Origin of the sequence: Hyphomicrobium sp. (assembly GCF_036833075.1) — a bacterium.
Taxonomy (GTDB): domain Bacteria; phylum Pseudomonadota; class Alphaproteobacteria; order Rhizobiales; family Hyphomicrobiaceae; genus Hyphomicrobium_C.
Genome location: NZ_DAITQL010000012.1, coordinates 50601 through 73639, shown reverse-complemented (window position 1 = coordinate 73639; position 23039 = coordinate 50601). Strand labels below are relative to the sequence as shown.

21 protein-coding genes and 1 pseudogene are annotated in these 23039 nt (G+C 59.5%); 12 read left to right on the top strand and 10 right to left on the bottom strand.

All coding sequences use genetic code 11. The features are described 5' to 3' along the window. Positions 1-50: 50 nt before the first annotated feature. Together V7082_RS05920 and V7082_RS05915 are read right to left on the bottom strand one after the other, a co-directional pair. Positions 51-1463: a hypothetical protein gene (locus V7082_RS05920; protein WP_334146723.1), complete on the bottom strand. Its 1413-nt coding sequence runs from the start codon at positions 1461-1463 to the stop codon at positions 51-53. Between the two features lie 30 nt (positions 1464-1493). Continuing rightward, positions 1494-6719 (bottom strand): ATP-binding protein, encoded by a 5226-nt coding sequence (locus V7082_RS05915; RefSeq protein WP_334146722.1) that lies wholly within the window; start codon positions 6717-6719, stop codon positions 1494-1496. A gap of 744 nt (positions 6720-7463) precedes the next feature. Between V7082_RS05915 and V7082_RS05910 the strand changes: the two genes are divergently transcribed. Continuing rightward, positions 7464-7937, top strand: coding sequence for an ester cyclase (locus tag V7082_RS05910; protein WP_334146720.1), 474 nt, complete (start codon positions 7464-7466; stop codon positions 7935-7937). A gap of 82 nt (positions 7938-8019) precedes the next feature. Here the strand turns inward: V7082_RS05910 and V7082_RS05905 are convergent, their stop codons facing one another. From V7082_RS05905 to V7082_RS05870, 8 genes and pseudogenes are all read right to left on the bottom strand, one after another. Beyond that, positions 8020-8682 (bottom strand): glutathione binding-like protein, encoded by a 663-nt coding sequence (locus V7082_RS05905; protein ID WP_334146718.1) that lies wholly within the window; start codon positions 8680-8682, stop codon positions 8020-8022. An 18-nt stretch (positions 8683-8700) separates the two neighbouring features. Next, positions 8701-9312, bottom strand: a complete 612-nt coding sequence (locus V7082_RS05900) for an SRPBCC family protein (protein WP_334146716.1) — start codon at positions 9310-9312, stop codon at positions 8701-8703. After that, entirely contained in the window at positions 9288-9731 is a 444-nt protein-coding gene (locus tag V7082_RS05895) for a DUF3617 domain-containing protein (protein ID WP_334146715.1), read from the bottom strand. Before V7082_RS05895 ends, V7082_RS05900 begins: the two co-directional genes overlap by 25 nt. Beyond that, positions 9728-10564 (bottom strand): alpha/beta hydrolase, encoded by an 837-nt coding sequence (locus V7082_RS05890; protein ID WP_334146713.1) that lies wholly within the window; start codon positions 10562-10564, stop codon positions 9728-9730. The genes V7082_RS05895 and V7082_RS05890 overlap by 4 nt, the downstream gene beginning before the upstream one ends. A 3-nt stretch (positions 10565-10567) precedes the next feature. Further along, a complete protein-coding gene (locus V7082_RS05885; RefSeq protein WP_334146711.1) occupies positions 10568-12010 on the bottom strand; it encodes an FAD-binding protein in 1443 nt (480 codons plus the stop codon). Between the two features lie 104 nt (positions 12011-12114). Next, positions 12115-13113: pseudogene (locus V7082_RS05880) on the bottom strand (histone deacetylase family protein). Between the two features lie 242 nt (positions 13114-13355). Then, positions 13356-13685 carry a hypothetical protein gene (locus tag V7082_RS05875; protein WP_334146709.1) on the bottom strand — a complete coding sequence of 110 codons (330 nt, stop codon included), beginning with the start codon at positions 13683-13685 and terminating at the stop codon, positions 13356-13358. A 105-nt stretch (positions 13686-13790) separates the two neighbouring features. After that, positions 13791-14654 carry an alpha/beta fold hydrolase gene (locus V7082_RS05870; protein ID WP_334146708.1) on the bottom strand — a complete coding sequence of 288 codons (864 nt, stop codon included), beginning with the start codon at positions 14652-14654 and terminating at the stop codon, positions 13791-13793. 182 nt (positions 14655-14836) lie between these two features. Between V7082_RS05870 and V7082_RS05865 the strand changes: the two genes are divergently transcribed. From V7082_RS05865 to V7082_RS05815, 11 genes are all read left to right on the top strand, one after another. Then, positions 14837-15265 (top strand): DUF3617 domain-containing protein, encoded by a 429-nt coding sequence (locus tag V7082_RS05865; protein WP_334146707.1) that lies wholly within the window; start codon positions 14837-14839, stop codon positions 15263-15265. Between the two features lie 25 nt (positions 15266-15290). Further along, complete coding sequence (locus tag V7082_RS05860; RefSeq protein ID WP_334146705.1) at positions 15291-15854, top strand: alcohol dehydrogenase catalytic domain-containing protein; 564 nt, start codon at positions 15291-15293, stop codon at positions 15852-15854. Positions 15855-15863: 9 nt separating this feature from the next. Then, complete coding sequence (locus V7082_RS05855) at positions 15864-16295, top strand: zinc-binding dehydrogenase (protein WP_334146703.1); 432 nt, start codon at positions 15864-15866, stop codon at positions 16293-16295. A 102-nt stretch (positions 16296-16397) separates the two neighbouring features. Continuing rightward, positions 16398-17510, top strand: coding sequence for a bifunctional DNA-binding transcriptional regulator/O6-methylguanine-DNA methyltransferase Ada (gene ada, locus V7082_RS05850; RefSeq protein WP_334146701.1), 1113 nt, complete (start codon positions 16398-16400; stop codon positions 17508-17510). A gap of 14 nt (positions 17511-17524) precedes the next feature. Continuing rightward, the gene (locus V7082_RS05845) at positions 17525-18238 is read left to right on the top strand and encodes a 2OG-Fe(II) oxygenase (protein WP_442909760.1); all 714 of its coding nucleotides are present in this window, start codon (positions 17525-17527) and stop codon (positions 18236-18238) included. Positions 18239-18272: 34 nt separating this feature from the next. After that, positions 18273-18803 carry a methylated-DNA--[protein]-cysteine S-methyltransferase gene (locus V7082_RS05840; protein WP_334146697.1) on the top strand — a complete coding sequence of 177 codons (531 nt, stop codon included), beginning with the start codon at positions 18273-18275 and terminating at the stop codon, positions 18801-18803. Further along, complete coding sequence (gene alkB, locus V7082_RS05835) at positions 18800-19465, top strand: DNA oxidative demethylase AlkB (RefSeq protein ID WP_334146695.1); 666 nt, start codon at positions 18800-18802, stop codon at positions 19463-19465. Before V7082_RS05840 ends, alkB begins: the two co-directional genes overlap by 4 nt. 9 nt (positions 19466-19474) lie before the next feature. Further along, a complete protein-coding gene (locus V7082_RS05830) occupies positions 19475-20101 on the top strand; it encodes a DNA-3-methyladenine glycosylase family protein (protein ID WP_334146693.1) in 627 nt (208 codons plus the stop codon). Next, positions 20098-20520 (top strand): methylated-DNA--[protein]-cysteine S-methyltransferase, encoded by a 423-nt coding sequence (locus V7082_RS05825; RefSeq protein WP_334146691.1) that lies wholly within the window; start codon positions 20098-20100, stop codon positions 20518-20520. Before V7082_RS05830 ends, V7082_RS05825 begins: the two co-directional genes overlap by 4 nt. Positions 20521-21590: 1070 nt before the next feature. After that, positions 21591-21902 (top strand): DUF736 domain-containing protein, encoded by a 312-nt coding sequence (locus tag V7082_RS05820; RefSeq protein WP_334146689.1) that lies wholly within the window; start codon positions 21591-21593, stop codon positions 21900-21902. Positions 21903-22314: 412 nt separating this feature from the next. Beyond that, positions 22315-23004 (top strand): DNA methyltransferase, encoded by a 690-nt coding sequence (locus V7082_RS05815; RefSeq protein WP_334146687.1) that lies wholly within the window; start codon positions 22315-22317, stop codon positions 23002-23004. The last annotated feature ends 35 nt before the right edge of the window (positions 23005-23039 follow it).

Sequence of the window (23039 nt, the reverse complement as noted above, 5' to 3'; positions counted from 1 at the left end):
CTCTAGGGGCCGGATTCTAGCGCCGTCTGGACTAAATTGCGGGGGTCACATCACCGATCGTCCCAGATCAGTAGCGCCCCCAATAGGCTGTCGAACTCTGATCGTGCAATGGCCTCCAGCTCGCGAGGTCGTCCTCGTAGAATGTCATGCGCTGTGTTGAGCACCCCATCGCCTTCTTCCGAAGTGGCAGCCCAAAGAATCCGCTGAAACGCAAGCCGATGGCTCTCCGAATCTGCGGGAACTGTTTCCCTTTCACGATCCGGCCCATTCAGGGCCAATCGATAGATTTCATAGCATCGCTCCCGCGATTGCCTATCGGAGCCCTGGATCATGTCTTGAAGGACTGCATCGACATCCCGAGGGGAAGCGTTGAACGCAGCAGAACATGCTTTCAGTAGGCTATGGAGAGTGCGCGATCCATACAGGTCATCATCGTCAAAGTCGTCTAATAGGAAGCGCGCACGAGAGAACTTCGCGACCATAGAGCGAACGAAGGGTTTGAAGACATCGCCGTGCTTCTCTGAGATCGCGAGAACACCACGAGCCGCTGAATCAACATGATAGATGTTCCGCGATGTGAACAGATCATGCAGGCCTTCCTCCACCTGCTTGCGGTAATGCTGCCAGAGAGCTTGCAAAAGCGCAGGCTCTTCTGCTGCGCGAGCGGAAAACCGCAGGACGTCCTCGTGGGGACGTGCCAATTCTATGATTGACGGCAGCGCGCGCACAATGCCGCTCGCGTCGATGTCGACCAAATTATCGAGTAGCGCCTGCGATGCACTCTGAATCGCAGAGGAATTCGCTATTGAGACCAGCGCAAGTCGTGCAACACGTTTCCGGTCCGCGAGCGTGTTCTTGAGAACGGTCAATGCGATGTCCGCAAACCAATCCTCTCTCTCAGCCAGCTCAAGGACGTATTCGGTGAGCTGCGGCTCGAAGTGTTCCGGTGCGAGACGGGCACTTTCACGAATGCGCTCAGAATGCTCACGTGTCCGATGCTCGTCAAACTCGTCGATATGATCAAGGATCGCACCTGCGACGGGTCCGAGCGAGTCACGCAGATTGGATCGTTGTGCCTTACGCGATTTCAGCGCGTCAGCCTGCTTGGCTTGTTCAAGTGCCTGCATCTTGATTTGCACGGCACGCTTGTCATCTCGCTCCCTAACGAGCGTCGACAGGTTCGGGAACCCCTGCGGCTTACGCAGTTTGCAATCAACGCAATTGCGATCATGGAAGTCTAGAGCCGCGTCTCTCAAGTCCCACGTGGCTACACCGGCTGCACCTGCGTGCTCACACTTGATGCTGTGATGCCCAATGGGCAGCCCTGTCTGTGCCTCGATGAAGCCTATGCCCCCAAACTTATCCAGACGGGCGTGGCTGCACCAGTTGCGAACAAGTTCCCATGTCGATAGGTTCAGTTCGCCCGTGCGGATGGTGCGCTGAAATTCATTCTTTGAAACCACGTCGCAAGCCCCGTCGAATTCCCATACCGGTTATCCCGTTCCACCCGAAGTCATCTGTCGGATGAATTCTTCAAGATCGCGCGCCTGAGCAACCCCCGAGCGAATTACGGTATCGAGCGATTTACTAAGCTCATGACGAATTTCCGCGTCTTGTAGACTAGAAGAATCCTTGGAAAGCGCTGATTTAAGCCAAGCGCAGATGCGACGACCCGCTTCATTTTCGGACCAGAAATTTGCGTCGATACCGTACGCATCCCGCCATGCTCCAAATGCAACCAGCACTGGGCGAATGAAGGTAGGATCAGGAAATCTCTGTATCAGGTTGAGGAACAATGTTGCGACGTATCCCGACGCCGGAGCAGCCGCGACCAGATCGGCAAGTGCCGGCAATGTGTCGGCAAGTCCGGTCCAATCGTCGGGAACATGGGGTCTACCGAAGTTGGCAAAACGAGATGGCTGGTAAAAGAGCGCATTCAGAGTGTCGCCAATGTGGGTCTCCGCCGAGTTAGATTTTTCTTCCGATAACCTGCGGAAGGCTCGGCTTCGGCGAACTCGCTCTATAAGAGGAGCCCTAATAGCACGCGGGTTGTCCGACTTGAGAGTGTTCGTCGCGACCGTCGCTCGATCAAAGCCCCGGAGAAAGGGTCCAGCTAAATCGCAGAATGAATTGTCTGGCAATCCAAGCATCGGTGTCAGGAAGGACTGCGCAACCTGATCATGTGGAAGCGCGACACTGAGAATGCCAACAAAGTCCATGAAGTGCGGATTCCAGGTATCCGGCCTTCCATCGCGATCGCCTGTGTCTCGACCTTGCGGTCCGTTCGCAGCAGCGGTCCACTTCATGAGCTGCCTTGCAAGATTCCCCAGCCATTCCGGCGCGCCATTGAAAGTCAGCGGAATGAGATGGCTAAACCATGCGCCCAGGGTGTGCTCGTCGACGTAGAATTCCGGCACGCCCACATCGTCATCATTCAGAGCATCCGATGTTCTGGCGGCGCCTATGCGTATCGACCGTCGTGGACGAGATAGCCAGTCGGGAAGGACCGGCCACTCTGGCTCATCGGCAGAGCTTCCAAGCCACGCGAGTTCGATAGCAATCCTGTTGGCTACCCGGACTTCGTAAGCCTTCTCCAGTTCCTCGGTTTCATCGTCTTCGTAGGCCCAGTGCGGCCGGATAACAGCTTCCATCACTATGCGAGTAAGAGACCGAGCGAGACGATCATTGATCCCTGAAAGCTTGGCTATCCCTTCGCCAATTGCATTCTGCACCGCAGGTGTACGAGCGGCAGCAAGCCGGAAAATGCGTTCAAGGTCAGCCCTGTCGCGCGTTCGCTGGTATAGGTCAATAAGGCCAACAGCGGCGATCGCCTGCTCGTCGAATTGTATCGATGGACCAGCGCGAAACCCATCTTTCGCCCTGGTCGCCGCCGCATACAAGACTGATGCCGCCCAATCTAAGACTTCTTTCTGATCTGCGCCCCGATAGTCTCGTGCTGCAATTGCCGCGGCCATAACGATAGAACGCTTGCGCCAGCCGCGTTCAAAGTCGCTCTCTTCATCGTCACTCTCTTCCGTAGGCTCTGCCGGCTGTTCTTTGGCCCATGCAATAGCCTGCGCGACAATATCCGCAGAAGACTTCGCGGGATCAGCGAACGCTAGCTGGATCGTCGCCTTAACGTTTGTGTCTTGAATCTCGGCGACGACCTCGGCATCTTTGGCGTTGCGTTCCCTAAGCTCGTCCGCATCGGGTTGATATTGGTACGCGTCTATCTCTCGCCCATTTTGGTCGACCACCTTCTTCTCGGCCCAATTCTCTCGCGCGCACATTCGCAGCGCACGTTTGCCTATCGCCTGGAGTCCATCGATTGGGTCGCCATCCGCGGGCAGCTTTGCGTTCTGTTCGACGGCTTCCTGAAGCACCGGCTTTAGTTGGGTCAGAATTCGGCCATCGGGTTCAAGAACGTACCTTATGAAACCCTCCATGAGCGCCAGACGCCTAGACACACGATGTTCCAGATCAGCTTTTTTCACGCGCCATGTTGACGCCTCTTGCTGAAACAGCAGGTCGTTATCCACGCCGCTAATATCGCGAATGTGTCTCACCCAGTCCTTCCTCAGAAGTTCTGGAGAAGCAAGGAACGGCCACACTGCATCTTTGGCGACATCCCAATGGGACAGGGCAAGATCGACCGCTACGGACAGAAGTGCAACGCTACCACCGTCTGGACCGAGTACGTCCCACAAGACATCTTCGAACGGCCGGCCACCTTCGATTTGTTTATGCCCCCAGGCTTCGAGAGCCATGAGCGCCGATGAGGTGATGGATGATGGTACCGAAATCCGCGGCCATGTGTAAACGGTCATGTCGCCGTGAAATGTCCAGGGCGTGCCGGCAAACGCTATAGTGAGCGATGGGAAGCTTGCTCTATCTTCCCTATAGAGTTCCCGTCGCCAAGCCGTCGCGTGTTCGACGACACCCCGAACAACACGGAGACCATCGGCGCTAGAATGGTCGAGCAGCTCGAAGAATGGTCCCTGCCCAGGCGAAGCTGGAGAAAACTGCACTTCAAGAGCGCCGAACGGACCAAACCGATCGCGACTGCTGCGATAGCTCCCGTACCTGTCCTCGGGGTCTTCTTCTTCGATGAGGCCCGCAAGGGTGAGATCAGCAAGCTCTCTGGGTGCGGACTTAGCTATTCCCTGGGCACAGATAATGTCATGAAGTCCGTGATGCCGAATATCATCCGCATCAAGCCCGGCTATATAACTTTGTGCTGCCGCCGGATTGAGGTGAGAGAACGCGAAGGCCGTCATGCGGATGTCGTCTCGCACCGCTCGCATGTGAGGAAAATGAAAGTCTGGATCTTCGAGCTCAGAAATGTGTCGCACCATGACCGGCCGAAGTGCCCGATCAGCGCGGTTCGTCCAGCCAAAAAGAATCTCGACGATCCTAGAATTGATGGGCAACAATTGAGTGCCGGTTCCGATCAGCCAGTTGCGGAACAAGGTCGCCATATCCGGGATCAGAGCGAACGGCATCTTGTCAAACCGTGCGATCAGATATAGGATCAGCCACAACCAACTCAGACCCTTGGGGACCGTGAAGTCTTCGAGACCCGATGGGATTGGGATACTCATCTGGCTGCGAGCAAGGAATTGGGTCAGCGCCTCTGAATCGACGGCGATTGTGAGCTTGATAATCTCTGCCAGCAACTGGCCGTCATTCTCAAGAAGCTTGGGTTCTAGCTTATCAAGCAAAACAAGAGACGCTTCTGCACGCGTTAGGGCCAGCAGTATCGGTCGTCGCCAGCTTCCGTGAGCGCCTTTGCGGCTAACGGCGGCCAACAACTCGATCCATTGATTGCCTGACGCATCCTGTTCGACCGCCAATCGAGCAGCCATTTCCAAGCCGCGCGCCAGGCTTGCTGGAATTTGAAGGTCTATCGGCAGCGCCGCGATAGAGCCTGGCTCCTCAAGAAACAGAAAGCCGATCGCCCAATCCCGCAAAACGTCGTGGCGAAAAGCGACTGTCGCCCCCGGTCTGTCCTCTCGCAAACTGTCCAATCGAAGGAGCTCTTCGATTGTTGAGGATTCGAATTCATCGGTCTTGAAAGTGAGGCGCGTTGGATCAGCGATTGTCTGCGAAGCTATCGCACGAAGCACCTTTAATCGCGTTAGCTTTCCAGCTTCAGTCCGGCCGCCTCCAAAACGCCACCAGTGGTGGGCCAGGTCCGTTTCGCTCGCTATCGGCTGCTGCGAGCTTTCTGTTCCCACGCCAATGTCGATCATGCGAGACAGGTAGAACAGGTTTCGCGCCACCTTCTTCGCCGGATGACCAGCGTCGAGAAGCAAGGAGAGCTGAGGATTGGCCCGTGATAACTCCGATGCCTCATTGTCGCTAAGCTCGCGAACCATCAGCTTTGCCAAGCTGGCCTGCCGAACCTCTGCCGGTAGCCGCTCGATCCACGAGGTGGAGTCGCTCGGTCCGGTAACGACCGCTCTCCAGCCTTTATTTCTCGCGACCCCGACCAACAGATCGGTGACCGTCGCCCATTGCTGCGGGTCTTCGATTTGGTCAATGTTGTCGATGAACAGAACTGCTCCGCCGCTGCGGCCTACTTCATTAAAGAAGTCTTCGCGCGAATTCTGACACCCCATCGTGTGGGCCATTTGAGGCCAACCACCGGGAACGATGCGTGCCGGGTCTACGACAAGTATCGAGCTTTCTGCCGCGATTTGACTCGCCAATTCCTTCAGGACGGCTGACTTGCCAACGCCAGGTGCGCCTTCAATTCGCAGAACTCGCGCTTCGTCCAGTGCCGAAAGTGCCTGCTCAAGAACATCGCTCCGTTGGAGCGTTGCCCCACCGATGCTGGTACGTATTCCGTCCAGAGTGTAGGACGCGGCAGATTTCAGCCACGACAACGCCTTGCGATAATCGGAAGCCGTCGCAAGTTTGATTCCATGTTTTTGGCTTAAGACTTTTGCGAGTCCAGGTCGGTCAAACGTACCCGCTGCTGTCGCCTTCGCCATTGCCTCGGCGCAAAGGACCGACCAGAGATGACTGGCAGACGCCGGCTCCTCGACGGGCAGCAGTAAACGACACCCTTCCCGCGCTCGATGCAGATAGTCCGAACCAATACTCTCGAAGTCGAATACCAGAACCTGGAAGCGGCGAAGCAGTCGCCAAACCGTCTCGTCATCGCTCGCCGCTCCGACCTGTTGGAGCTTTACGAGAAAGGCGGCAACAAAGTCACGCTTACCCCGTGAGGAAAAGCCCTCCCGCTCAATATTCGCGATGAACGTCTGAGCGTCAGGCAGTTGCCGCGCCCAATGAAGGACTTCCTGATACTCGCGCTCTATCCTGGTGGAAGTGCGCGCAATCGCAACCGCGAGCTCATACCTGGTGGTCTGGAATTCCGACTTCTGCGATGCGGCCCACAGGCGATGCACCACATCACCATACTCGGTGTCCGATGCCGTGAAATCTAACGATCGCTTTGCCTGTAGTTCGAGCGTTGCTGGTGTGCCGTCAAAGTTGATCGCGTCGATAACGAGATCGTCCAATGGATGGTCAGCGACGGCTTGCTGAAACCTGACGGCCTTGCAAACCGCGCCCGGCAATCCTCTAGGTTCGCCGCCTGAGAGAAGAGACACCAGGTAAAACGCGCCTACGCTCCCTTCAAAAACGCCACCAGCATTGCCGGTTGCGGAAGGAGGCGCAACAGATGGAAGATCTGAATCAGCTGCGGACACGCTCTATTCTGTTCTGCCTATGTTCATGGAGCAACCCCTAACACGACCTTGTGCACAACCTCGCCGGATAGAGGGCTAGCTTGACTTGGTTCTCTGAAGTCGCAGGGCTGATCTCGGCGTTCGAAGTCCGCATTACCGGCGTTCATGTGCGTCCGAGCCTGCTCTTGGAGGGACATGAGAACTGGATTGACCCCACCAAGTTGCAGCCGCTTATCATGAACTTCCAGAAGCCGCATGCCCGATGTCGACCGCGCTCGTGATGCGCCGCTCGAAAATGCCAGCTGGTAGTCACCGCAGATCCGGCGGACCAGGCTCTCGACGGCCGCTTTCGGCTGATTTCCGGTCAGGCGTATTACGTGCGCTAAAGGGGCCGAGGGTAAACTCTGCGAGATCCGCTTTCTCGGCATTGCGACGGCATCAACACCGCCGCAGCGTCCCAGAAGCAGAAGTCGGCCATCTGTGTCGGCGCCCTCGTTGATATCCGCCAACTAGGGCCGGTTTTGGATGTGAAGCAGTCCTAGATTTCGATCTCCTTTGCCTAGGTAAGTCACACGCATTCGATCTTTGAATGTGCAAGTAGCAGCTGAACACCGCGCTGACTGCCAATTCAGAGGTCTCAGCGTGATCCTCTTTCGGCTCGGAATAGAACCCTCTCGTCTTTCGATTTGAAGGCAACAAACGGAGTGTCCAAGCTCCGAACATCTCCTAGCGTCGGGTTCTATTCCACCAATGAAGGAGATGAATATGACTAAGGAATCCGAGAACAAGGCCATCGTTGAGGAGTGGTTCAAGAAATTCTGGGGCAACCCGGTCGATCTCAGCGCCGTTGACAAGCTTGCCGCGCCCAACGTGCTCGTGCACTACCCGATGCACGGACCGATCCGGGGCCGCGACGCCGTGAAGAAGATGATGGCAGAGTTCCGCGAGGCTTTCCCAGATCTCAACTTCTGGGGCGTTGGCGGCCTCATTGCCGAGGGCGATTACGTCGTCGGCCGTTGGGATGGCGGCGGAACACACACGGGACCCGCCTTCAAGGATCTTCCGATTGGTGCCTTGCCGGCCAAGTCGGGCCGCAAAATGAAGTTTACCGGCACGACGGTGTTCAAGATTGTCGATGGCAAGATTGTCGAGGAGATCGGCGAGGAAGGCGCTCTTACGGCACTTCAGCAGCTCGGCCTTGTTCAAGACGGCAACTGGCCGACGCGCAGCGCGGCCTAACGCAAGCGACCGACAAACGACGACGGCCCCAGGAGCATTCCGGGGCCGTTGTTGTGATCAATCGTAGAGTTGGTCCAATTGCTCAAATGCCGGACTTCTCGCGTGACAGCGCGGTTCTCACGCCCTCATCGTCACGCAGGCGGCGATAATAGGAAGCGATCGCATCGTAACTGCTGAGATCGACCTTGACCGCATGTGCCCACCTCAGCACGACGAACAGATATGGATCGGCAATTGAGAGATTGGGACCCGCGATCCAGGTATTTGCTTTGAGTTGATGATTCAGGATGCCGAAGTGCGTTCGCAATGTCGCGCGAGCCTGCGCCAAGATCGCGTCCTTCGACGCCTCGTCACCAATGATCCGCTCGGGATGCAATAGGGGTGAGAACGCCTTGTGGACGTCGGCGGCAATGTAGGCGAGCCAACGATTGACGATGGCACGGCCTTTGGCGGAACCGTCGCCGTCGAGATGCGCATCCGGATGACTCTGAGCTAGAAAATTGAGGATGGCGACGTTCTGGCTCAAGACCCAACCGTCGTCGGTTACGAGGACGGGTACAGTGCGCGATGGATTGAGTTTTGCGTAGGCCTCGGAATTGCGCAGCTCCTCGCTGACCTTGATCAGCGTATAGGAAAGGCCTAGCCACTCGAGCGCGATCTGGTCGGCGAGTGTGCAAGTATCCGGGCCAATAATACAGCTTGAACACCTTACCACTCCATAGACAGAGAGGGCGGATGCGATCATCGCATCCGCCCTCAAATATTACTTGCAGTTTGCTTGTTGGGCAGCCACGGCCTTGATGTTGGCGAGACCGTTTTCGAGAAGGCCGTCGATGGCCTGCGTGACTTCCTTTGTCTTCGCCTCGTCGCCGTTCACGCCGAACGAGACTTCCCAACGAAGTAGACTCTCGCCATCTTTTGCGCCTTTCTCGACCCAAATTTTTCCGGTGTGGTCTTTGAGAGGAAGCGGCGCCTCGGTGATCGAATACGTGTAGCTGAGGTCGTCAACGCCGGTGAGCTTCTCGTGCACCTTGCCGCCGCCCTCCTTGAGGGTCAGGACGCGCCACACGACGCCATCCTTCATCGATTGCGTGCAGCCCGAGAAATCGGGATGCCAGTCCTGAATCGAGCAGAATTCGCTCGCCACTTTCCAGATGGCTGCGGGGTCTCCCTTGACCGGAAGGGACTTCTTGACCTCGACGGCACCTGCGGTGCCAGCGGTGATCGCAAGTGCCAAACCGGACAGGACGAAAGCGCGGAATTTCATAAGTTCCTCCATGTATGTGGGCTCGTACGCGACACCTATCCCACCGGGCCGCCAGCGCCACGATCCGTTTATTGCTTTTGAATTCATTCCGTAGACGCCGACGGACATTCCCCTAGGCGCTTGCCTGACTGAGCCTCGCTCATAGTCATGTTCTTGCCGCCCATGCGAATTGAGAATCTGCCCTCGAATGCATCGGGCTCGAGCGCGTAGGTCGCGGACGCTCTTCCCGCATCGATACCGTCGCAGATGATGTCGAATGAGAGCTTGGCGGAAGTCTCGAACACATTCTTCACGGGACAACGCTCGAGCTGTTGAAGCCCTGACAAAAGAAAGAGCCCATGAGCGCCATCGGTCGAACTGGTTTTGACGCAGACGTGCGCGGTTTTTCGCGCGTTGAGGTCTTCGAGTGCGCCCATGTCGAGAGATACCGCAACCTCATACAGGCCGTCGCGCAGTGTTCCGGCCTGACAAATCAGGGGGTACAGGCAGGCCAAGGCGCACGCGCTGAATCGAGTCGATACAGTCATGGTGTGGTCTCCACTTTGTTGGAAACGGCGAGCAGCTCATGCACGAGCGCACTTTGCGGATCACGTAGCTCTTCGAGAATGCTGAAATGATTGGCGCCCGGCACCTCGACCAACGGGTCACAGCGGCCACCGAACCGGCGCAGAGCGTGAAATGCGTAAGTGTTGGCGGCGACGGCCGGTAATTCGGCGGAGCCAATCGCCAGCGCAAATGGCTTGGCCACGACCGGCCTGCGAATTGGAGACAAATCTGAAATCTCCTCGTCCGTCAGCTTGAGTTTGACGTTGAGGAAGGTGTCGCGCAGCGGAGCAAGTTCGAAGATACCCGACATGGCCATACCTCCGATGACCACCTGATGCTCGAGAGCGAGCGCCGCTAGCAACCCTCCCGCCGACGAGCCTGCGGCGACGAGTGGACCATGGACGCCAGAGGCGGCGCTCCGCTCATTGAGCCAATCGATTGCAACGCCGATTTCTCGGACAATGGCCGTAAGGCTCGCCTCGGGGGCGAGGGTGTATCCGACGAATGCCGCAGACCAGCCGTGCGCACGAACGCCTTCGGCAAGCGCCGTGAACATTTCACGGCTGTTCATCTGCCAGTATCCGCCGTGGAAATAGACGAGGCACGGCATATCAACTCGCCCCGGCAGCAGATCGATCCGCGCGCGGGGAGCGGAACCGTAGGGCAGATCCATTGTCGCCGGAAACTGCGCACGGATGACGGCTGACGCCTTAGCCAACCGCGCCAGAAGCACTGGTCCGTCTGGCGCGGCCGCCAGGTTGTCAAACGCCAGGTCTCGTAATCCCTGCGGCGTCGCTTCGATCCACGACGACATCGCCTAACCCTTGCCGAACACGTTCACCGAGGAGCCGAGAACATTGCCCGGGTCGTATTTTTCCTTCGTCGCCTTGAAAGCAGGCCATGCAGCTCCGTAGTGACGCTCCCAGTCCTTGGGCTCGAACGGTATGGCACTCGTCGTCAGTCGCGTTCCGCCAAGGTCCCGAACTTTCTCGTAGAGCGCGCGGTTGAGAGCGAGGAATGCCTTGACATCGGCCGAGTTCGGCAAGACCCGGTTGAACTGCGTGCGGTAGATGAAATCCTCGTCTGCGACGCGCGCAAGCGGCCGTGACTGCGCATCCCGCCGCCAGATCGAGAACCACGGCGCGATATAGGCCGAAGTGCTCGGATCACTCAGCGTGTTCTTCACGAACACATCGAACTTCGAAGCAGGAACCGTCAGATAGAGAGAGGGTTTCGGAGCAGGAACGCAGCTGTAGCAAGACTCGGCACGTCGATAGTATTCCTCATATGTCCATGTCTTGGGTTCGAATGAACTCGCGCTCAGCCCCTTTTTGAGGTCATCGAGTTTTGGCTCGTTCGGAGCGTCGTAAAAGACACCGCCCTCGATATAGTATTCGAGCCCGCCAAACGGGTACGTGCGGCTGCGGAGGTCGAGGTGGTTGAAGCGGCCGTCCCTCGCCAGGAACGCAAGATCGTGCGCGGCGCGGATCGCGTCATCATCGTAGAAGATCTTAATGTAAAGAACGTGCGTCGGCGCGGCGACCTGCTTCATCACGGCGCGAGTGATGATAGCGCACTGCCCCAATCCCGACAGGACGGCCAGGAACAGGTCCTGGTTGGTGGTCTCCGAGCATCGCACGAGCTCTCCCGCACCGGTCACCACTTCCAGCTCAAGGGTATTGTCGACCATCAGACCCTTGTTCCAGGTCGTCGGGCCGAAGCCTGCGGTGCTCAGCGAACCGCCAACGGACAGGAACGTGTCATTGATCACCGGCAATGTGCGTTTATTCGCCGCCGTTTCGCTCATGACCGGGCCCCAGGTTGAACCGGCGCCGACTTCCACCCTGTCGTTGTCGAGGATACTGATTGAATCGAGCGCCGCCATATCGACCAAGACGCCCCTGTCGATCTGCGCCTGACCGAGCATGGAGTGGCCCATGCCGCGGATGCCAATCTTGGTTTTGCTCTTGTTGGCGTATTGAACCAATTTGACGAGGTCGCCGGAATCTCGCGGCACGAGCACGGCGTCGGGAATCTTGTGAACAATACGACCGTAGTCATCAGCGTAAGCCGCGCGTGATGCCTCGTCGACGATCACTTCTCCGGCGATGCCTTGCAGGTTGCTGGCGAGATCACTGGCTGATGATGAACGCCCCTGCGCCCAGACCGCCGGAGCCGGAAGCACGGCCGATAGGATGGCTGTGGATGCGGCGCCGGTGAGCAAACCACCAAAGTCGCGGCGGGAAATTGATCGATCCATCGTTTCTTATCCTCCTCAATGCATCTCGCACGGAAGCCCACCATGGTCCCAAGCCAGTCACGATCCGTTTCTTGCTTTCGAAATGAAAAAGGCGATTGTGAACGTCAGGTCTGCATTAATGCGCGAACGTGCGCACAGACCGATCGTGACAATGAACCGAGATCATATCCGCCCTCCAGCATCGACACGACACGGCCCGAGCAATGTCGTGCTGCTACGCTTACGAGCTCCTCGGTCACCCAGGTAAAATCTGCGTCGTCGAGTCGTAGATGCCCGAGTGGATCGCCTTCGTGTGCATCGAACCCGGCCGATATAAAAATTAGTTACGGCTTGAATGACTCCAGCGCCGGCAAAATGCGCGTGCTCACTGCGGAACGAAATTGCGCACTGCCATCTCCTGCCGCGAGCGGAGCATTGAAGATATTTCCGACCCCGGTTTCGGCTGCTGCCCCGGTTCCCGGGAAAAGGGGCATCTCGTGGATCGAGCCATAGAAGAGGTTCCGATCCTCCCAGAAAATTTTCTGCGTATCATTGCCGTGATGGACATCGAAATCCACGACGGCGATGCGTTCTGCGCCGTAACGCGTCCGCGCATAGAATGCGGCGATGGCGACGTTGGAAAAAAAGCAAAAACCCATAGCGCGGGAAGCTTCGGCGTGATGTCCCGGCGGCCGTACTGGGCAGAACGCATTGCGGATCCCGTCGCGGCCTTCAATCACGCAATCGACCGCGTGCAGCCCCGCGGCAATCGCATTCGTCGCCGCCTGCCAAGTCCCTGCGGACACGATGGTGTCGCCATCGATGGCATGTGGCAGATGCGCGGTGTCGGCAGCAATGTCTTGCATCATCTTGAAATGCGCCGGGGCATGCGCGCGCAGGATTGCCTCCTCCACGTCGGACCGGGACGGAACCTCCTGGCGCACGAGCCCATCGAAGGCGGGCGCCGCCAGCGCTTGGGCAATGGCGCGCAGCCGCGCGGGCCGCTCCACAATAAAGGGGCCGGGATCATGCAAGGCGAAGAATGGGTGGGTGACCAGCAACGTTTTTCCCTGCGCCGCGACTGCGGGCAAGGTAGCAAGCGCAAAGGCGCCGGCGCCCAACATGACATCGCGCCGAGACAGCCGGTTCATCGCAAACGTCTCACGCATGTTGCTTCGAGCTGGAACTCGTCGCCATTCGCAAGCCGGAGCCGACGCTCGCCGCAAGCGGACACGGACCAGCTTGCGAGGCCAGTGCCCACGAGGTCATCCAGCGCCCTCAAGACCGTAGCTTTGCTGTCGTCTGCCTTTTTCAAAGGCTCCTCACTACGTCTGCGGCTGCCATGCTTGCGCCGTCCGGCCATTGCTTACTTCTTGATCTCGACAAGGATCGCTTCGAAGTCCTCCATCACCTCCTCGGTGTGGACGATCGGGTCGCGGAGGATGACGTCGCCTACCTGCGGATCGCTATCCACGGTCTTGCCGTCCTCGTTGGTGAAGCGGCGCAGCCCTTTCTTCAGGACATAGACCACCATGCTGGGATGGGCATGGCGCGGGATGCGGTCGCCCGCCTTGGCCGTGAATTTGAGCACGCGCACGCGGTCGTTTTCCGCAAGCACCGTGGTGTGCTCTGGAGCAACCAGGACGAGATCGAGATCGGCCGGGACAGTTTCCGCGGATAGGGTTGGTGTCGTCATTAAAACAAATCCTCCCAATATGATCATGATGCGCGCAAACACGCCCATGGGCGATGTTCCAAGCGGAAGAGTATTTCTGCATTTCATTCGACGCTCCTTAGCGGGCTAGCCGCCGCTCAGCGGCGCGTGCTGTTTCCAGAAACTCAGAACTGCAGCATTGACCTCCGCTGCACGTTCTTCCGGCAGAAAGAGACGTCCTCCTTCGAGCTCCAGGCGCTGTTTGACGCCGGGAATGGTTTGCTCCAGCCAGCGGGACCACTCGACGCCGAAAAAGATGTCACCAGTGCCCCACACGACGAGCGTCGGCACATCGAGCTTCTTGAGCTTGTCGACGAGCCCAACGGTCTGCCGGTTGTCGAAAGCGAGAATGAAGCGTTCGAGGTCGTGCAGCCGTGCGGGGTCCGTCAGAAGCGGCTGCAGGTAAACGTCTATCGTCTCGTCGGACACCTTCTCAGGCTGCTCGTAGGCGCCGCCTAGACCATCTGGACCACGAAAGCGGGCTTTGTCCTCAGCCATCCCGCGAAGCGTGTCCTCCAATCCACCGGCGGCTACCATGCTCAAGAAGCCTGAGAAGTCTTTGGGCGGCCAGTTGTCGTGCACATCGCCATTGGTCAGCACCAGACTGCGCAGGCGCTCCGGATGATTGGCGGTGAAGATCTGCGCAATGCCGGTGCCGCTGTCGTTGGCGACGAGATCGACTTTGTCGAGATCAAGGGCGTCCATGACCTCGGCGAGCATCCGCGCCTGCGCCTCGAACGAAACATCCTGATCCGCCGCAATGCTTGTCGCGCCGTGACCCATCAGATCGACGGCAATACAGCGGCGCACGGCCGACAGCCCCGCGAGCTGATGGCGCCAAAGGTGTGAATTCACGATTACGCCATGCACGAAAAGGGCGACCGGCCCCGCACCTTGTTCCTGGTAGGCGATTGTTCCAGATGGGGTTTTGACGAAGTTCCGCTCGGACATTGGATGCTCCAGTGTTGCGATTTTCTGCAGCGATAGAGCGTCTTTAGCGGCCCAGCACCCCGTTCCTTGCTTTCAAATCCAGAAAACGGGGTACCGAATTCAAAAGCAAGAAACGGGGCGCACTAGCGTCGGCACCGTGGTCAACGTGATCGTCGGACAAGCAGCAACAGGGAGGAATTCACGTGCGTCTTCTGATTCTATTGGCGCTGATCGCCGTGCCCGGGCCGACGCGCGCGGGCGACACCGTTCTTGAACCCGGCGAATATGAGGTCGAAATGCGCCTCGAGCTTCCTCATCTCGAGGACATGGGTGCGCAGCGGACAGCCAAGGTGTGCATCACGAATGGAGGCACGCACGGCATTGTCGTTCTGAGCGAGAACAATCCTCTAGCGCGTTGCCCGTCGTCGAACGTCACACAATCGGGTGACGAATTGAGCTTCGATCTTATCTGCGAAGGCCACAACCAGGCGGTCGCGTGGGCGAAGTTCCAGCTTTGGCCAAATCGCTTCGTCGGTGCCTTCGACATGAAGATGGGCGGCAAGAACATGACCATGACGGAGCGTCAGACGGGACGGCGGATCGGCACCTGCAAGGAAACGCCGCACTCTTAAACAACCTGCCTTCAAGGGGACAGCAATGCAGATCAACGCCTGGGCCACCAAGGGCCCAAACCAGCCGCTCGAGCCATTGAGCTATGATCCCGGCCTTCTGGCACCGGACGACGTCGAGATCGCGGTGGAAGCTTGCGGGCTTTGCCACTCCGACGTGTCGGTCATGAACAACGAGTGGGGTATTTCGAGCTATCCCGTCATTCCGGGGCACGAGGTCATCGGCAAGGTCGTTGCACTCGGAAGCAATGCAAAGGGTCTCACGATCGGGCAACGCGTTGGCGTCGGCTGGGGCTCAGGCAGCTGCATGCATTGTGCCCAGTGCCAGAACGGTGAAGGCAATCTTTGCGCCCAGAACGTGCCGACCATCGTCGGGCATTTCGGCGGCTTCGCCGATCGCGTGCGGGCGCAATGGCCTTGGGCGGTGCCGATTCCCGATGGTCTCGATCCTGCCAATGCGGGCCCATTGCTCTGCGGCGGTGTTACGGTGTTTACGCCGCTCAAGGTGTTCGACATCAAGCCCATACATCGCGTTGGAGCCGTCGGCATCGGCGGCCTTGGACATCTCGCGCTGCAATTTGCCAAGGCGTGAGGTTGCGAGGTGACGGCTTTCACCTCCACGGCTTCGAAAGCCGATGAGGCGCGCGGGTTCGGCGCGCACCGCATCGTGAATTCGCGCAATGCCGATGACATCCGGAAGATTGCCGGCACTCTCGATCTGTTGCTCGTGACCGTCAACGTACCGCTCGACTGGAAGGCCATGCTCGCAACGTTGCGGCCCAAGGGACGGCTTCACTTCGTGGGAGCCGTCCTGGAGCCTGTTCCCATAGATCCGTTCGATATCATCATGACGCAGCAGACCGTTTCCGGCTCGCCTAACGGTTCGCCGCTTACAACGGCGCAAATGCTGGAGTTTGCAGCGCGCCATAACATCTCGCCGCAGACCAAGCATTTTCCGATTGCCCGCGTGAACGATGCCGTCAAGCATCTGCTCGATGGCAAGGCACGCTATCGGGTTGTTCTCGACATGTAGCCTTTGCGGTTCGAAACTGAGTTTGAAAGCAAGGATCGGAGTGCGGGGACAGGGATCACAACCTATTTGTTTGGGCAACACCACATGAAGAAAGAACGTCGGATGATCTCTGTCCCCGAAGTAAAAAAGAAAACTCAGCCGCGCCCGCGGCCCTCGCCGGCAGACCCGGATATCGAATATTGGAACGCCGTCCGCACACGCGACCGCGACTATGACGGCAAGTTCTACTATTCCGTCGCCACGACGGGCGTCTATTGCCGTCCGTCGTGCGCTGCGCGGCTCGCCAATCGCGAGAACGTCGCGTTTCACGCGTCCTGCGCGGATGCCGAGAAGGCCGGGTTCCGCCCGTGCAAGCGCTGCAAACCCACTGAGCCGTCGCTCCACGATCGCTATGCGGAGAAGGTGGCCGAGGCATGCCGGCTGATCGAGGAGGCGGAGGAGCCGCCGAAACTCGACGAGCTGGCACGCGCGATGGGCCTCAGCACGTTTCACTTCCACCGCATATTCAAGGCCATCGCTGGCGTCACGCCCAAGGCCTACACCGTTGCGCACCGGCAGAAACGCGTGCGCGAGACTCTCGAAAGAAGCAGATCCGTGACCGAAGCCATCCACGAGGCCGGGTTCAATTCCAGCGGCCGCTTTTATGCCAATTCCGATGACGTGCTCGGTATGACGCCGCGCGATTTCCGATCGGGTGGCACCCATGCCGACTTGCGCTTCGCCGTCGGCGAGTGCTCGCTGGGCTCCATCCTGGTTGCCGCCAGCGACAAGGGCATCGCGGCCATCCTGTTCGGCGATGATCCGGAAACGCTCGTCCATGATCTCGAGGATCGCTTTCCGAACGCCAACCTGATCGGCGGTGACCGCGCCTTCGAGGATGTCATGGCCAAGGTGGTCGGTCTGGTTGAAGCGCCGGAGGTCGGCCTCGATCTCCCTCTCGATGTGCGCGGCACGGCCTTCCAGCATCGCGTCTGGCGGGCCCTGCGTGAAATCCCCGTCGGCACGACGGCGACCTACAGCGAGATCGCCGAAAAGATCGGCATGCCGAAAGCGGTTCGCGCGGTCGCGGCCGCCTGTGCGGCGAACAAGATCGCGGTCGCCATTCCTTGTCATCGCGTGGTGCGGAACGACGGATCGCTCTCGGGCTACCGGTGGGGCGTCGAACGCAAGCGCAAGCTTCTCGATCGCGAAGCCGGCACCGAGGCCGAAGCATGAGCCATGCAGCCACAATGAAAAAGCCGGAAACAGCAACGCAGAGTTCCGTCGATTGGCAAGCGGTCGAGGAGAGCCTCGACGCCAAGGGCTTCGCTGTCATGCCGAGGCTGCTATCGCCGGAGGCGTGTGAAGTCGTCGCGGCGATATACCCTGAGGACAACCGCTTCCGCAGCCGTATCGTCATGGCGCGGCACGGCTTCGGCAAGGGCGAGTACAAATATTTCGCTTATCCGCTTCCCAATCCCATCGGCGCACTTCGAGGCTCGCTCTATCCCGATCTGGCCCGCATCGCGAACCGTTGGAACATGGAAATGGGCATCGACGTCCAGTATCCCAAGTCTCATGCGGCCTTCCTCAAGCGGTGCCACGACGCCGGCCAGACGCGGCCGACGCCGCTTCTGCTGCAGTACGTCGCCGGTGATTACAACTGCTTGCACCAGGACCTCTACGGCGAGCACGTCTTTCCTCTTCAGGTCGCGATCCTGCTGTCGGAGCCGGGCCGCGATTTCGAGGGCGGTGAGTTCGTGCTCACCGAGCAGCGTCCGCGTATGCAATCGCGCGCTGCCGTGGTGCCGCTGCGGCAGGGCGACGCCGTGGTGTTCGCCGTGCATCATCGACCTGTTCGGGGCGCACGCGGCACCTACCGTGTCAATCTACGCCACGGCGTCAGCGAAATCCGAGCCGGACGCCGTCATACGGTCGGCATCATTTTTCATGACGCGACCTGAGCCGGTGACAGAACAAGGAGCAGCGGGAGGGTACATGCCCGAGCGCATTCTATATGGCTGGGGCAGGAGTTCGCTCGGCGAATTCCTCGCCGCCGTGTCCGATCGCGGCCTGGTCGCTTTCGAGTTCGGCGAAGCACGCGAAGATTTGGAGAACACCCTGCGGTTGCGCTTTCCCGACGCAACAGTCACGGCGGACGCGGCCAATCTCGCGGAGATCATCGGCAAGCTTGCCTCCGTCGTCGATCATCCTGAGCGCGATCCGGGTCTTTCGCTGGACATTCGCGGAACGGACTACGAGAAGCGCGTCTGGGACATCCTACGCCGCATTCCGGCCGGACGGACGAGCACTTACGGAGCGATCGCGGCCGAGATCGGGACGCCCCGCGACGCGCGCGACGTGACTGCCGCCATTGCGGCAAACACCATCGCCATCCTCATCCCCTGCCACCGTGTGGTGAAGAAAGATGGCTCGTTGTCCGGCTATCGGTGGGGATATAAGCGAAAGCGGGCCCTGTTGTCCCGCGAGCAAACCGTGGCGGACTTCAAGCTCGTCAGTACCTCATGACGGATTTCAACGCGACACGCGACCTCTTTGGCGCCAGCGACTCGCCCGCGACACGGCTCGACATCGCGCCAGGCGCCGTTCTTCTGCGCGGCTTTGCGCTTGAAGACGTCCAGGCGGTACTTGAAGCTTTTCACACGATGACATTGGCGGCACCCCTTCGCCACTTCGTGACGCCGGGGGGCCAGACTATGTCGGTCGCCATGACAAACTGTGGCGAAGCGGGTTGGGTTTCCGATCGCAGGGGGTATCGCTACGACCGGCTGGATCCGATTACCGGAACTCCGTGGCCAGCGATGCCAGCGCCGTTTCTCGCGCTTGCGCAGCGTGCTGCACGCGCGGCGGGATTTGATGGGTTCAAGCCCGATGCCTGCCTTGTCAATCGGTATGTGCCCGGCGCCCGCCTCACGTTGCATCAGGACAAGAATGAGCGCGACTTCCGTGCTCCTATCGTCTCGGTATCGCTCGGCCTTCCGGCCAAGTTCCTGTTCGGTGGCCTCGAGCGGACCGACAAGACGCAGCGCATCATGCTTCATCACGGCGATGTCGCCGTGTGGGGAGGAGTCTCGCGGCTAGCCTTTCACGGCGTTGACACCTTGAAGGATGGCGTCCATTCCGCGACCGGCAATTGCCGCATCAACCTCACCTTCCGCAAAGTCTGGTGAGGCAGATCCGTGGCAGTTCGCAACCGACCAGAACGCTATGCCGACGCAACGCTCTTTCTGCGAAATATAGACGATGATTGGGCACAGGTCATCGACGCAATCGGACCATGCACGCATGAGCCGAAGGCGGCGCGCGAACCGTACGAAGCCTTGATCCGCGCTGTTGCCTATCAGCAGCTGACGGCGAAAGCTGGAGACGCCATTATCGCCCGCTTGTGTGCGGCGGCGGGCGGCGCTTTCCCGACGCCAAATGATCTTCTGTTGATCGACGATGAAACATTTCGTGCCTGCGGGTTCTCGCGGACCAAGACCGCGACCGTGCAAGACATCGCGCGGGGGGCGACGTCCGGACTTGTGCCAGGCGGTCGACAGGCCAAACACATGGCGGATGAAGATCTCATCGAATGCCTCACGTCGATCAAGGGTATCGGGCGTTGGACTGTCGAGATGTTGTTGATGTATTCGCTCGAGCGAGCCGACATCCTGCCAGCCGACGATTTCGGTGTCCGTGACGGTTATCGACGTCTCAAACGGCTCTCCGACAAGCCAAAACCTCGAGAGCTGCGTGACCTGTCCTCAGCATGGTCGCCTTACCGTACTGTCGCGTCGTGGTATCTCTGGCGGGTGCCACGATGAGTGACGCCTATAATCTCGTGCCCTCTCCCGTGGGCACACTGAAGTTGGTGGCAAGTCCTCGCGGTCTCGTCGCGCTTCTGTGGCCGGGTGACAGTCCAACGCGCGTGATACTGGGCGAATTGACATCCGATCCGGCTCATCCCGTGTTACGTGAGGCGGAAACGCAGCTTGGCGAATACTTCGCCGGCGCGCGCACGAAGTTCGACATTGCCAAACAGATCGGCGTCGCGAACGGGGCGCGCGCAGTCGGCGCCGCAAACGGCCGTAACCCGATCTCAATCATCGTGCCTTGCCATCGCGCAATCGGCGGCGACGGAGCATTGACCGGATTTGCCGGCGGCCTCGAGACGAAGCGCTTTTTGCTTTCGCTGGAAGGACGGGCAGATTCTGAGGAATTGCAGCAGAATCTCCCACTTTGACGAGTTCTAAACGTGAAGAGTCGACTCTTGACTGATATGAGCGGCTCATGTCCGCTTGCTAACGAAGAGCGACCCAAGCCAATCGCCACAGACCGGCGCAATGCTGCGTCTTCTCAATGCCCGCAAACTCGGCTTTGTGTCGATTGCAGACTTATCCGGTGCTGATGCCTCCCGTGTCCGAGTGGAGTCGGATACTGCTTTGCCTTTTAGCGTAGACTATTCTGTCCGAGATCGTAGTGGCTTTTGGGCGGCTCCTCCCTGAAGAGAGGACCATGCTCTATCGCGCGCCAAGTGCAGATGCGCGCGACGGAGCCCTGGTCGGTCTCCGCCCGCGGTGCCGCGCTACGCGCGTCACCGTGCCCGGGTGACGATCATATGCCGCAAGTGAATGGACGAGCGGGATCGGTGGCGGACACGGCGCACGTCGCCACCTCTTTCGATGCGGCACGCTGGGCTTGATGTCGCGCCGAGACGCGGCGGCAGGAGGGCGGCAAGACGCCCGTGCCTTCAGTCTCGACCGCGCAGATGCTCGACGGCAGAGCCGGCTCCGCGGCGCTTGTGACGGAAGGAGCGCGACTTACGCACCACGCGCGAGAAGAATTCCAAACCACCGACGGTGGGACGAAGTGGATAACCACCGGTCCCCACGTTGTCGCCCGACGGGTCGATTCTGGCTGTTCGCCTTCGCGGTGACGGTCGGGAGATGGATCTTCATATGCCGGAGCCGCCCGTGCGGTTAGGGCGGTGAACTCGAGCCGATCGCGGCCGCCATGTCGTACCCAGCATCCTTCTGCATCTTGTTGGCCGCGCTGCGCGGCCCTCGATTGGGTTGGGTCTGACCGAGGATCAGCGGCGGTGCCCGCCGCCTCGCTCGCTATCCTGCAACAGGTCCCGCCAACTTTTTTCCACCGCCGGCCGGAGCCGGCTTTGCAGCGCGAAGCAAAAAAGCCGTCGGCCCCTGTCCTTCTCGATGTTTCGGCCCCAAGGGGTGCAGGTCGATCGTCCCCGGTCGCACGACCCTCATCGAGGTCGCGATGGGCGCGGCCCGATGAACAGAAGGAAAGTACGCAATGGCTACGATCGGCACGTTCACCGCCACCGACAAGGGCTTCAAGGGCTCCATCAAGACCCTCGCCCTCAACGTCAAGGCGGTCGAATTTGTCCCCGTGGAAGGGGACAACGAGAGAGGTCCCGACTTCCGCGTTTTTGCCAGCTCCACCGAGTTCGGCGCGTCTTGGAAGAAGACCTCACGCGAAGGCCGCGACTACCATTCCGTCAAGCTCGACGATCCGAGCTTCGCAGCTCCGATCTACGCGAGCTTGGTCGAGACCGAGACCCAGGGCGAGTTCGCTCTCATATGGTCCCGCCGCTCGGCCGACTAACACCAGTCCAAGCGAAGCCCCGCCGAAAGCGGGGCTTCGTGCTGCTTTCGTGTCCGCCACCGCCGCAGATCGCGGTGTGCCGCGATCCGCGAAGGAAGTCTCCAAACCTCGTGAGGTGCGCTGCGCGCGCATGTCCGTGACCGGCTGCGGCCGTGCCTTGCCAATGGGGACAGGGAAGCGAGGAGACTTTCCCCTCGCTTCCCCGCGATCACCGCCTGTTGCAGAGCAGGTCCGCCCGTTCGCAGAGCAGACCATCGCTGTCATTCCGTCACGCTTTGTCATTCGCTCCGCTCCCCTGGGCAGCTCGGCTCCGCGCGCCGGCAATCGCCCCCATCACTCCCGCGCGCTCACGCGCCCCCGGAAGGCATGCCGCGGGACATGCCTTCGGCATTTAAGGAAGGGAGTGAAGCCAATGACCGCTTTCATGACCGGCATCGTGCCGGAGAGTCCTATTGAGCAGCGCAACGCTGTTTTGCATGGCGACTGCATCGAGCTGATGCGCCGCATGGAGCGCAATGCGGTGGATTTCATCCTCACCGATCCGCCCTACGTCACCCGCTATCGCGACCGCCAGGGCAGGACCGTTGCTAACGACGACAACGCGCGCTGGCTCAAACCCGCTTTTCGTCAAATGCATCGCGTTCTCAAGCCAGGCAGCCTTTGCGTGAGCTTCTATGGCTGGAACAAGGTTGATCTCTTCGTTGGCGCGTGGCGCGCCGCTGGCTTCCGTATCGTGGGGCATATCGTGTTCCGGAAGCGGTATGCGTCCGCAACACGCTTTCTGCGCTACGAGCATGAGCAGGCGTATCTGCTGGCGAAGGGCGACGTGACCCCGCCGGCGCGGCCGATCTCCGATGTCATTGACTTCGCCTGTACAGGAAATCGATTGCATCCAACACAGAAGCCCGTGGCGGCACTGGCCCCACTTGTTGATGCGTTCTGCAAGTCCGGTGGCCTGGTGCTAGATCCGTTCTGCGGGTCCGGGTCGACCCTGGTCGCGGCGCGCGATAGTGGGCGCGATTTCCTCGGCATGGAGCTAAGCCCGATTCATCATCGCACCGCGAGCGCGCGTCTCGCAGGCTCGGCCAGAGCGGCCGCATGACTGGCCCTCTGCATCAATATTGCGTCGGCGCGCGG

Coding starts and splice junctions, on each gene's coding strand:
- V7082_RS05910 (WP_334146720.1), top strand. CDS start 7,464: ATGACTAAGGAATCCGAGAACAAGGCCATCGTTGAGGAGTGGTTCAAG.
- V7082_RS05895 (WP_334146715.1), bottom strand. CDS start 9,731: ATGACTGTATCGACTCGATTCAGCGCGTGCGCCTTGGCCTGCCTGTAC.
- V7082_RS05905 (WP_334146718.1), bottom strand. CDS start 8,682: ATGATCGCATCCGCCCTCTCTGTCTATGGAGTGGTAAGGTGTTCAAGC.
- V7082_RS05845 (WP_442909760.1), top strand. CDS start 17,525: ATGAAAAAGCCGGAAACAGCAACGCAGAGTTCCGTCGATTGGCAAGCG.
- V7082_RS05860 (WP_334146705.1), top strand. CDS start 15,291: ATGCAGATCAACGCCTGGGCCACCAAGGGCCCAAACCAGCCGCTCGAG.
- alkB (WP_334146695.1), top strand. CDS start 18,800: ATGACGGATTTCAACGCGACACGCGACCTCTTTGGCGCCAGCGACTCG.
- V7082_RS05825 (WP_334146691.1), top strand. CDS start 20,098: ATGAGTGACGCCTATAATCTCGTGCCCTCTCCCGTGGGCACACTGAAG.
- V7082_RS05885 (WP_334146711.1), bottom strand. CDS start 12,010: ATGGATCGATCAATTTCCCGCCGCGACTTTGGTGGTTTGCTCACCGGC.
- V7082_RS05820 (WP_334146689.1), top strand. CDS start 21,591: ATGGCTACGATCGGCACGTTCACCGCCACCGACAAGGGCTTCAAGGGC.
- V7082_RS05875 (WP_334146709.1), bottom strand. CDS start 13,685: ATGACGACACCAACCCTATCCGCGGAAACTGTCCCGGCCGATCTCGAT.
- V7082_RS05815 (WP_334146687.1), top strand. CDS start 22,315: ATGACCGCTTTCATGACCGGCATCGTGCCGGAGAGTCCTATTGAGCAG.
- V7082_RS05840 (WP_334146697.1), top strand. CDS start 18,273: ATGCCCGAGCGCATTCTATATGGCTGGGGCAGGAGTTCGCTCGGCGAA.
- ada (WP_334146701.1), top strand. CDS start 16,398: ATGATCTCTGTCCCCGAAGTAAAAAAGAAAACTCAGCCGCGCCCGCGG.
- V7082_RS05900 (WP_334146716.1), bottom strand. CDS start 9,312: ATGTCCGTCGGCGTCTACGGAATGAATTCAAAAGCAATAAACGGATCG.
- V7082_RS05870 (WP_334146708.1), bottom strand. CDS start 14,654: ATGTCCGAGCGGAACTTCGTCAAAACCCCATCTGGAACAATCGCCTAC.
- V7082_RS05890 (WP_334146713.1), bottom strand. CDS start 10,564: ATGTCGTCGTGGATCGAAGCGACGCCGCAGGGATTACGAGACCTGGCG.